General features: G+C 59.5%; 5 protein-coding genes. All 5 read left to right on the top strand.

Annotated elements, in window-relative coordinates; all coding sequences use genetic code 11:
* The first annotated feature begins 90 nt into the window (after positions 1-90).
* Positions 91-2,229: a type I secretion system permease/ATPase gene (locus tag KW848_RS02775; protein ID WP_218535523.1), complete on the top strand. Its 2,139-nt coding sequence runs from the start codon at positions 91-93 to the stop codon at positions 2,227-2,229.
* 96 nt (positions 2,230-2,325) lie between these two features.
* Positions 2,326-3,741 (top strand): HlyD family type I secretion periplasmic adaptor subunit, encoded by a 1,416-nt coding sequence (locus tag KW848_RS02780; RefSeq protein WP_218535526.1) that lies wholly within the window; start codon positions 2,326-2,328, stop codon positions 3,739-3,741.
* Positions 3,742-3,875: 134 nt separating this feature from the next.
* A complete protein-coding gene (locus KW848_RS02785; RefSeq protein WP_218535528.1) occupies positions 3,876-4,478 on the top strand; it encodes a hypothetical protein in 603 nt (200 codons plus the stop codon).
* Positions 4,479-5,109: 631 nt separating this feature from the next.
* A complete protein-coding gene (locus tag KW848_RS02790; protein ID WP_256365014.1) occupies positions 5,110-11,145 on the top strand; it encodes a S8 family serine peptidase in 6,036 nt (2,011 codons plus the stop codon).
* 252 nt (positions 11,146-11,397) lie between these two features.
* Positions 11,398-11,898: a sigma-70 family RNA polymerase sigma factor gene (locus tag KW848_RS02795; protein ID WP_218535530.1), complete on the top strand. Its 501-nt coding sequence runs from the start codon at positions 11,398-11,400 to the stop codon at positions 11,896-11,898.
* Positions 11,899-11,913 lie beyond the last annotated feature (15 nt).

Here is an 11,913-nt window from a genome sequence, read left to right on the forward strand (position 1 = left end):
ATATCACAACGATACTAATTGTTTCGAGGTTGATATAACCTATTGAAAGATTGAGGAATTTTTTGCCGTTCACGGCAGGCATGGAAGCTTATGAGCAATGTAGGAAGGGGCGCTGAGTCGCCCATGGCAGACACAGGTCTTGTGTGTCTGGTGATGTTGGCCCGGTTTCATTCGGTGGCAGCCTCCGCCGAGCAATTGGCCCACGAATTCGCCCCCGCGCAACAGTTGTTCACGTCCCGGGAACTGCTGCTCGCCGCACGCAAGCTGGGGCTCAAGGCCAAGTCGGTCAACACCACCATCGCCCGTCTGGACCGCACGCCGCTGCCGGCGATTGCGGCCAATGGCGACGGCACGTTTTTCATCATTGCCAAGCTGGATCAAGGCAAGGCGCTGATTCAGGATCCGCGTGCGGAGCGCCCTGAAGTCATCTCCTTCGAAGACCTGGCGGCGCGCTGGACCGGCGAACTTTTGCTGGTGCGTTCCGAGTCAGGCCTGCCGGGTGAAACCTCGCGGTTCGACTTCACCTGGTTCATTCCGGCCATCGTCAAATACCGCAAGTTGCTCGGCGAAGTGTTGCTGGTGTCCTTTGCCTTGCAACTGTTTGCGCTGGTCACGCCGTTGTTTTTCCAGGTGGTGATGGACAAGGTGCTGGTGCATCACGGCCTGACCACCCTCGACGTGATCGCCGCCGGGTTGTTGGGCATCATGCTGTTCGAGTCCGCGCTGAGCGGGTTGCGCAGCTACGTGTTTGCCCATACCGCCAGCCGTATCGACGTTGAGTTGGGCTCGCGGTTGTTCCGGCATCTGATCAACCTGCCCTTGGCGTATTTCCAGGCCCGGCGCGTCGGTGATTCGGTGGCCCGGGTGCGTGAGCTGGAGAACATTCGCAGCTTCCTTACCGGCAATGCCATCACCTTGTTGCTGGACGTGCTGTTCTCCGTGGTGTTCGTCCTGGTGATGTTCTATTACAGCGGTTGGCTGACCCTGATCGTGCTGATGTCATTGCCGTTGTACGTGCTGGTCTCGCTATTCGTCACGCCACTGTTGCGTGCCCGCTTGCAGGACAGCTTCACCCGCGGCGCGGAGAATCAGGCGTTTCTGGTGGAGACCGTGAACGGCATCGATACCGTGAAATCCATGGCGGTCGAGCCTCAGGCCATCCGCAAGTGGGACAACCAGATGGCGGCCTATGTCGCCGCCGGTTTCAAGACCCAGACTCTGTCGACCATCGCCAATGAAAGCGTGTCGTTGATCGGCAAACTGGTCACGGTCGCGACCCTGTGGCTGGGTGCTCGATTGGTCATCGACGGCCAACTGTCGGTGGGTGAACTGATTGCCTTCAACATGCTCGCCGGTCGCGTCAGCGGGCCGATCATGCGCCTGGCCCAGTTGTGGACCAGCTTCCAGCAAACCGGCGTTTCAGTGCAGCGTCTGGGCGACATCCTCAACACCCGCACCGAACTGTCCCAGGCCACGCGCAGTGCGTTGCCACCGCTGCGGGGGCTGATTGAATTCGACCAGGTGCATTTCCGTTATCGCGCCGATGGCTCGGAAGTCCTGCGTGGGGTCAGCCTGCAGATCGCGGCCGGTGAGGTCATTGGTGTCGTGGGGCGTTCCGGCTCCGGTAAAAGCACCCTGACGCGGCTGCTTCAGCGTTTGTACGTGCCCGAGCGCGGCCGGGTGTTGGTCGATGGCATGGACCTGGCCCTGGCGGACGTTTCCTCCCTGCGCCGGCAGATCGGCGTGGTGCTGCAGGACAACATGCTGTTCAACCGCAGCATCCGCGAAAACATTGCCCTGAGCGATCCGGGCGCGCCGCTCGAAGCGGTGATGCACGCGGCGAGCATGGCCGGCGCTCACGAGTTCATTCTGGAACTGCCCGAAGGCTACGACACCATGGTCGGCGAACACGGCACTTCGCTGTCCGGCGGTCAGCGCCAGCGGGTGGCCATCGCCCGTGCCTTGATCGGCAACCCGCGAATTCTGATTTTCGACGAGGCCACCAGCGCTCTGGACTACGAGTCTGAGCGGATCATCCAGCAGAACATGCAAAGCATCTGCGCGGGTCGCACGGTGATCATCATCGCGCACCGGTTGTCGGCGGTACGCGATGCGAATCGCATTCTGGTGGTCGATCGCGGGCAAATCGTCGAGCAGGGCAGTCATGCCGAATTGCTCACCCATCAGGCTGGCCACTATTCGCGCCTGCACCGAATGCAACAGGGCTGAAGCAGCCCTTCAATCACTCGTCATTGGTTTGTCGACCGCGCCTGATATCGGGCGCGGCGGCACTCACTGTAGTCCGGATTCAAGGATCGATTTCCCATGAGCGCAACGCCTTCGTTAATGCAGCGTTACCGCCACGCCTGGCGCGAATCCTGGCGCCAGCGCAAACAGATGGACAGCGTGCAGCGCTTGCCCCATGAAGCACAGTTTCTCCCGGCCGCGCTGGAGTTGCAGGACACCCCCGTGCACCCGGCGCCACGGATCTTCGTCTGGAGCATCATGGGCTTCGCCGTGCTGGCGCTGCTGTGGGCGTGCGTGGGCAAGATCGAAGTGGTGGCGGTGGCCTCCGGCAAGATCGTGCCAAGTGGCAAGACCAAGCTGATTCAGTCCAGTGAAACAGCGGTGGTCAGGGCCATTCATGTCAGCGACGGTCAGGCGGTGAAAGTCGGCGAATTGCTGGTCGAACTCGACCCGACGGCCGCCGACGCCGACGTCAGACGCATTCAAAGCGACTTGCTCGCCGCCCGCATCGACGGTGCCCGCAGTACGGCGATGCTCGACGCGATCAATCAGCAAAAATCGCCGGCATCACTTATCGGGGCGATTGCCGACGCCGATCCGCAGCAGGTGCTCAGCGCCCAGCGCTGGCTGCAAGGTCAGTACCAGGAATACCGCAGCAGCCTGGAACTGGTCGACGCGGAAATCCTCCAGCGCAACGCCGAAATCCAGTCCGCCCAGGCCCAGGTAGCGAGCCTTCGGCAGACCGTGCCGATTGCCACGCAACTGGCCGAGGACTACCAGCGCCTGCTCGCGCAACAATACGTCGCACGCCACGAATACCTGGAAAAAGAACAGGCGCGCCTCGACCTGCAACGCCAATTGAGCGTGCAGCAGGCCAGCGTCCTGCAATCCACCGCCGCGCAAGGCGAAGCGCGGCGTCGGCGCGAAGGCGTCGTCGCGCAAAATCGCCGCGCCATGCTCGACCTGCAACAGCAAGCCAACCAAAAAGCTGCCAGCCTGGTCGAGGAACTGGCCAAGGCCCGCTACCAGGAAACCCTCACCAGCCTCAACGCCCCGGTAGACGGCACCGTCCAGCAACTGGCGATCCACACCGTCGGCGGCGTCGTCACCCAGGCCCAGCCACTGATGGTCATCGTGCCCGCCGACCAACCGGTGGAAGTGGAAGCCATGCTGGAAAACAAGGACGTGGGCTTCGTCCGCGCCGGCCAACCAGTCACGGTCAAGGTCGAAACGTTCACCTTCACCAAATACGGCACCGTCGCCGGTGAAGTCCTCAGCGTCTCCAACGACGCCATCGACGATGAAAAACGCGGGCCGATCTACAGCAGCCGCATCCGCCTGAAAACCGACCATTTGATGATCAACGGCCAACGCGTGGCGCTGTCGCCGGGGATGTCGGTGACGGCGGAAGTGAAGACCGATCAGCGGCGGGTGATCGAGTACTTTTTGAGTCCGTTGCAACAGCATATGGATGAGAGTTTGAGGGAACGGTAATTGGGGGATCTCCGATACGCAAAAAAGGGAGAAGCTAAAAGGGGATAGATGTATTTTAAGTCTGGATCAACTCCAGAAAAATAAATCTGTCCCCTTTGAAGTTTCTTTGAGGTTAAATTTGTTAAGGGTCAATAATGAATGGTTATGTAAAGCGATTGCTATTTTGGTTGGGGGTTGGAGCAGCTAGCGTGCTGTTTTTGTATTGCTTGATACCGGAGCCTAAAGACAATCCATATATGGAAATCTATTCGGCATCGAATGGCGATGATTTTCCCGGTTGTGGATTTTCAGATAGCGAAAAGTCAGGAAGAGTATTTCGGTTTTATATGACTCCTGAAGATTGTCGGTTGATTGATTATGGTGGTGATGTTTTTACCATTTCCATTGAGTATCCCAGCATGAAAGTGGTAAGGCCGCGGGTGGATAACTCGGTTGTCACGATTCGAATGTTTCCGATTTTACGTTCTTCTTTTCAAGAAGGTGCATTTTTAGAAGGCGAGATACCTTCGAAAATAATTGAAGGTGTCAAGTTTTACGACTATGGGGGGCTTACTACTAGAACTTTTGACGGAGGTGAAGGCGAAACTGTATTCGCTACAGATCATAAGCGTTTCTGGCTGGCAAAGCGTTTGTTTAAAGATTTACGGGTGTCTTATCAGTATGCGCGTAAGTATGAAGATATAAGGTCGATGGATAGGTTTGTTATGAGCTTTCTTAAGCAAGTAATAGTTAACTAAGGGTTTATGGATGAATGTCGTTAATTTCAGTTTGGAAGAGCTAGTAAAATTAAAACAGTTTCAGGAGCAGAAAAATTATCCGGCGGTGTACGGGTATATGCATGAAATTGTGACCCGAGAGATAAAGGCCTCGCAGGATCCAACAGCTCTTGCGGAAATGAAGTCCATCGCCACATGGCTGGATGCTGCAAAATCGATTAACTCAAACGACCGAACGTTTCAAAGTGATGTTGTTCGTGGCTCCATGAAGTTTGCAGTGGCGACGACAGGACGGCTTTTAACGGATGCCAATTTCCAAAAGGCCTCGGATGACTTAGCGTTAGAGGTATCTACGCATGTGCTGGGTGCTAGAGGGATGCCGCCCATTCAGGAGATTATTAACGCAGACGTCAATTCGGCTGTGCAGGGGTTAGATCTCCAACGCTGGAACTGGGCTGGGACTATCGGTGACGTTCTTTGGCCAGTGCTTGGCGGGTTGGGGCACGATTATGTGCAGATAACCGGTGATTCCAAAGCCGAATACAGCAAGCATCTTGTTATCGCAGTCCTGCAGAACTCTGCCGGTATCAACCGCTTTCTGGACAGAGACACGCCGCTCGACTCTTATCCAAAGTGGAAGCTCGCTCGCGAAATGGGTAAGTTACTTCCAGATGTTCTTTACCGTCTTTTTGACGGTTCGGCGGATGCGCCTGTCAGTGTGCCCTTGAACCCGGCATCTACAAACTTGATCAACATCGACATCAACCCATCCCCCCAACCCCAACAACACATCCAGGGTGAAAGCAAAGTCCAGCAAGACGTCGCCAACGGCTTCGTTCAAAACTCGGCGACGCACAGCGTCTTCGCTGTCGGCGGCATGCTCAATAAAACCGATTTCACCTCCACCCAGATGGCCAGTCTTGCCTCTGGCGGTGTCCGCCCTGGTGAGATGCAGCTGGACCCCAACGCTCGCCCCAACACTTACCTGTCGCAGTTCTACCCGACCCCGAGCGCAACAAAGCCGGATTTCAGCCTGCGCAGTGCGGTCACCCTGAACGGTTTGTCGGCAATGTCGACCTTCAACACGTACGTCGACCCGCTGTTGCTGGACCTGACCGGCAATGGCGTGCACATGACCGACATTCGCGACGGTGTGCTGTTTGATACCGACCACAGTGGCACGCTCAAACGCAGCGGCTGGGCGGATCGCACCACGGGCATGCTGGTGATTGACGATGGCAGTGGCCAGGTCAAAGACGTCAGCCAGATGTTCTCCGAGTATTACGGCGGCAAGGTCGGCGTCAACGGCGCGGCGGGCGAGGCAAAGTTCAAGGACGGTTTCGCGGCGTTGGCCAGTGAAGACGCGAACAAGGATGGCGTGATCGATCAGCGCGATCCGATCTGGAGCAAGTTGCGCGTCTGGGTTGACGGCACGCATGACGCCAAAGTCGATGGCGGTGAACTCAAGACGCTGGCCGAACTGGGAATCACCCAGATCAACGTCCGTGCGGTGGCATCTCCTCAAGCTGAGATGCGCGACGGTAACAAGGTGCTCGCCACCGGTTCGTTCACGATGAATGGCAAGAGCCAGGAAGCGTTGGCGGTGGATTTTCTGGGGGATCCGGTCAGCAATGTCGTGACCAGCCAAGGCACCGGTACGCGGGTGACCTCGACCACCAGCGGCAGCAACAGCCGCACCACCAGCGCTTATGCCAGCCAGAGCGCCACCGGTGAAACCCTGGATGCGGCACAACTGGGCGTGAACAACCTGTATGGCGGCAGCGGCGACGATACCTTGATCGCGGCGCCGGCCGGTGGTTGGCTGGTGGGCGGGGTGGGCAGCAACACCTACAACGGCGGCGTGGGCGATGATGTGTTTGTCATCAGCGCCTCGGACAACCCGACCAACATCCATGGCAATGGCGGTCACGACACGGCGATTATCGTCGGTGACAAAGGCGTCGTGCTGAACATGGCCCGCGCTGGCCTGACCATCGCCCAAGGCGGTGGCGGCAACGACACGATCATGAGCGGTGGTACCGGCAGTGCCTTCATCAAGGGCGGTTCGGGCAACTCGACGTTGGTGGGTGGCTCGGGCAACGACGTGCTGGTCGGCGGCACCGGCCACAACACCATCATCGGCGGCAGCGGCAAAGCGGTGATTTATGCCGGGCCCCAGGGCGACACCATTTATGCCTCCGAAGGCGGCAGCATCATCCATGCCGGTGGCGGCGCCGATAAAATCTACGGCGGTGCCGGTAACGACATCATCGAAGTCGGCCACGGCAACGCGACCATCGACGGTGATGGCGGGATCAACCTGGTCACGCTGCACGGTACCCATGGCGACTACCGTATCACCCGCACCGCGACCGGTTATGAAGTGGCCGACAAGGTCGCCGGGCGTGACGGCACGGTGACGCTGAGCAACATCCAGAAGCTCAACTTCTCGGACATTTCCGCCGTTGACCTGCTGACTCCCAACGCGATGCCAGTGGCGGATGTGCTCACGCTCGACAAGGCCGGCAAGGCGTTCGATCGCACGCAGGCGCATCTGATCAGTGCTGAAAGCCTGTTGGCCAACGATCAGCGCCTTAACAGTCAGGGCGCGCTGCATATTGCCAACGTCGGTGACGCGGTCGGCGGCACGGTCAGCCTCACCGCCCAGGGCGATGTGTTGTTCACCCCGGACGCGCGTTACACCGGTCTGATCAGCTTCAAGTACGGTGTGGCCGATGCGGCGGGTAATCTTTCGGCGTCGGTGGTGGACCTCGGCAGCGGCCAGACGGCGCCGATGCGTGCCGGTGTGACCCTGCTGACGCCAGAGGTGCCGCTTGATCCTTTGGCGGCTCAGCAATGGTACTTGAGCGACACCCGTGTGCTGCCGGTCTGGAAGGACTACACCGGCAAAGGCGTGCGCATCGGTCAATTCGAGCCGGGTGGCCAGTTCGCCACCGCGCCGGAAATCTTTGATGTCGCGCACCCTGACCTGGCACCGAATATCGATCAGGCCTGGCTGCAAACGCAAAAGACCAACGGCACCTTGCCGGGGCTGGTATCCAACCACGCGACGATGGTGGCGGGCGTGATGGTCGGCGCGAAGAATGGCATCGGCGGCGTGGGCGTGGCCTACGACGCGAAACTCGGTGGTTACTACCTGGCCGGCAAGGGCGATGACCTGGCGGGACTGGGGCACATGGTCAGCTTCGACATTGCCAACAACAGCTGGGGCTTCAGCAATGACTTCGCCCTCAGCAGTTATCAGGACGGCCACTTCACCACCGCCACTGCGCTGAGCATGAATGCGCAGTACGCGGCGAGTAACGGTCGTGGCGGCCTGGGTACGATCATCGTTGCAGCGGGCGGCAACAGCCGTGCTACCGGTGGCAATGCCCAGGGTTCGCTGACCAACAACAATCGCTTCTCGGTAGAAGTGGGTGCGATCAACGCACAGGGCGATCTGTCGACCTTGCAGATTGGCTCCTCGCCATTTTCCAACCCGGGTGCGAGCCTTCTGGTGTCGGCACCGGGCAGCAATGTCGTGTCCACCAGCCACATGCTGGAAACCGAACGCGGCTCCACGTTCGGCAACGATTACTCCAGCATGCAAGGCACCAGTTTTGCCGCGCCGATTGTCTCCGGCATTGTTGCGTTGATGCTCGAAGCCAACCCGAATCTGGGTTATCGCGATGTGCAGCAGATCCTGGCGTTGTCGGCGCGCAAGATCAACGACTCGTCCACCCAATGGCGCGATAACGCTGCCCACGGCTGGAACGGTGGCGGCATGCACACCAGCAACGACTACGGTTTTGGTGAAGTCGATGCACGGGCCGCCGTGCGCTTGTCCGAAGCCTGGATGACCCAGAGCACCAGCGCCAACGAGTTCGTCTACAGTGCCTCCAGCGGTGCGCTCGGCAAGCCGTTGGCCGCGGGCGCGACGCTGACATCGTCCATCGCGATGCAGGCCGGTTTGAATGTCGAGCACGTCGAAATCGACTTTGATGCCCAGGTCGGGCGTCTGGGCGATCTGACGCTCAAGCTGATCTCCCCCGATGGAACCCAAAGCGTGTTGCTCAATCGTCAGGGCAAAGCCCCGGATGGCATGTCGGGCGCCAGTGCCTCCGACGTCGGCAGCACGCAGTCCGGGTCGTTCAAGTACACCTTCATGTCGACCCATGACTTCGGTGAGCGTTCGGCGGGTAACTGGACGCTGCAAGTAACCGATTCGGCATCCGGTCTGCCGGTGACGCTCAACGCCTGGTCGCTGCGTTTGTACGGCAGCAAAACCACGGCGGACGACACCTATTTCTACACCGATGAATACCTCAAGTCGGTGGTCGGGCAGGCTGATCGCGCGGTGCTGGATGACGCGGTCAATGGTCTGGCGGGCGGGCGCAATACTCTCAATGCGGCGGCTGTTTCGGGGGATAGCTCGGTCAACCTGCTGACCGGTGTCGCCAGCATCGGCGGCGCGGCGTTGACAGTGAAAAATCCGTCGGGCATTCAGAACATCGTCACTGGCGATGGCAACGACACACTGGTGGCCGGCAATTCCGATGCCTTGCTCGACGGCGGGCGTGGCAACAACACGCTGACGGGCGGTGCGGGCAAGGACATCTTTGTGGTCCATCGCCGTGAGGCGGGCAGCGATACCCTCGGCAACTTCGAGGCCGCTCGCGGTGAAATCGTCGATCTGGTGGGCTTTGCAGGGAAGACGTTCGCGGATCTGGTGCTGACGCAGCAGGGCGCGGACGTCAAGGTGGACCTGGGCAAGGGCCAGAGCCTCATCCTGAAGAACCAGGCGCTTGCCGGCCTCAGTGCAGCGAACTTCAAGTTCCAGGACACCTTTGTCGCGCCGACGGCTTACGTCAACAGCGACGCTTCGGCGGTCAAGCCGCAAGAGGGGCTGGGCACCGTGGTGCTTAACGGTGGCAGCAAAGGCGTGATGTACAGCAGCGATGCCCAGGGCAAACCGTTGGCTTCGCTCAACGGTACGATCTACAGCCATGACAGCGCGACTTCGGATGTGTTCGTGGTGGCGGCCCAGTCTGGCGTCAAGGATTACAACAACGCCTTGCGCGGGTTCCGTCACGGCATCGACAAGATCGACTTGCGCCAGACCGGCGTCACCGATTTCAGTCAGTTGATCATCGAGCACAAGAACCGCGCGACCTTCAATGGCCTGACGCAGATTCACGGGGTGTATGTGACGCGCATCGGTGCCCAGGGCAGCGATTCGAATACCAACCTGCTGTATCTGGATGCGCTGGATGTGGCGCAGATCAGTGCGACGGATTTCCTCTTTGCCGACCCTGCACCGGCTGTGGTGCCAACGGTCGGACCAGTGCCACCGGTGATCGAGCAGCCGACGGTCACCGTACCAGGAACGCTGACGCCGATTGTCGAGCGCCCTGGCGTCGACAAACCTTCGGTAGTCGCGCCGCTGCCTCCCATTGACCTGCACCCGACCATCAGCGTCCCGACCATTGATCCGGTGCTGCGACCTTCGGTCACGATTCCGGATTTCAAGCTTCCGGAAACCAAGACGATTGAGCAGATCCTGGCAGAGCGCGGTGTCAACCTGAACCCGACAGTGCCGGAGCATAAAACCATCGAGCAGATCCTTGCCGAACGTGATGCGAATCGCGGAGCGACCACGGTCCCCGTCCCGGAACGCAAAACCATCGAGCAGATTCTCGCCGAGCGCGGTGTCGGTTCGCTGGTGCCGTCGAAGCTGCCGGACATCGGTCCGGTCGGGCGGGATGTGGGCGGGCGTGAGCCGGTTGATATTCCGAGACCACGGCCGATTGTCATTCCGGATATCCCGACGATCGATATCGCTCATCGCGACCTTGATATCCCGGCGCGTCGACCAGTCACCGTTCCAGACCTCGTGAGTTTGCAAGATCCGCGCCTGAAGATCGATGACATCTGGGGCGCCGGGCAAACGGCGGACACCACGTTTGCGTCGATCCGGGACAGAATCCGTGGCGGTTCAACACCTTCGACAGCGGACCCTCTGCCGGTCGCCACCGACCCCAACGTCATGACGGTCAAAGGGTTCTTCGCCAATGTCACCGTGGGGGACGAGAGCAAGACCATCAATGTGGAGGCGTCCAGTGCCAAGGTGGTTGCCGGCAACGGTGACAATAAGGTGAATGTGACGGGCGGTCGGGCCGAGATCACGCTGGGTAATGGCAACAACGTGATTGCAGGGGACGTCAGCAAACTCACGGTCGGCCATGGCAACAACACCATTACCAACACCGGGTACTTCACGGCGGTGAAACTGGGGGATGGCAATAACAAGGTCCTGGTGAGCGGCAACATGCCGACGGTGGAAGTCGGGCACGGGGTCAACGACCTTGAGTTCAGCGGGGGGATGGGGCAGTTGGTGTTCGGTAAGGACATCAGCCCTGATCGTCTGTGGTTCCAGCACGAAGGGCGGGACCTGCAGATCTCGGTCATTGGCAGCAAGCAGGAGGTCACGCTGCATAACTGGTATGCCGATACCCCAGAACGTCCACGCGACATCATGACTGGAGATCGCCATCGGTTGTTGGGCAGTGATGTCGAGCACCTGGTCCAGGCCATGGCGTCGTTCGCGCCGGCGGCACCTGCAAACATGACCTTCGGTGCTGCCGAACAACAGGTATTGCAGCCTGTGCTGGCGGCCAACTGGATGTAGCTTCACGTTAACCCGGTAACACGGCCCGCGATGGTTATCGCGGGCCTTCGACCGTATCGTTCGAGACCGGTCATGGCCTCATGAGACCCCCTTTGTGGCCCCGGAGCCCTCAACGCCAGACCCGGTGAATCATCTATTTGCAGGATTCGTCATTTCTTCTGAAGGACGACAGCTACTACGGTCCGTTAATCCCATTGCTTCCTGTTAATAGGAAGCATTACTATTCACGCCCCGTCTTCACAGCACACCGCAATGACCCCCAAGCTGCCCCGCAGACACGGCTTTTTCGAGCATTACGAAGAGTTGGTCGGGACCTGGACCCGTCGCCTGAGAAATCGTCAGCAGGCCGAGGACCTGGCCCATGACACCTTCGTGAGGGTGCTTGAGTCCGATTCGGCGACGGTTGCACAACCTCGGGCGTATTTGCACCAGACCGCGCGCAACATCGCGGTGGATGGTTATCGGCGGGAGGATCGTCGGGGCGCCATGGAGTCGGAGGCGATTGATCACAGGGTGTCGTCGTCCGGCGACCCGGAGCATTTCATGCAGGCGATCCAGTTGGCTGACTCCATCGAACGGGCGCTCACCGAGTTGCCGGTCAACTGCCGCAAGGTGTTTGTCTGGCAGAAGATCGAAGGCCTGACCCAGGCCGAAATCGCCGAACGCCTGGGTCTGTCCAAGAACATGGTGGAAAAGTATATGATCCGCACGCTGCGGCATCTGCGCGACCGCCTTGACGGATTGCAGCCATGATCGGCGGTGCCTTCT

Origin of the sequence: Pseudomonas sp. PDM25 (assembly GCF_019219045.1) — a bacterium.
Taxonomy (GTDB): Bacteria; Pseudomonadota; Gammaproteobacteria; order Pseudomonadales; family Pseudomonadaceae; genus Aquipseudomonas.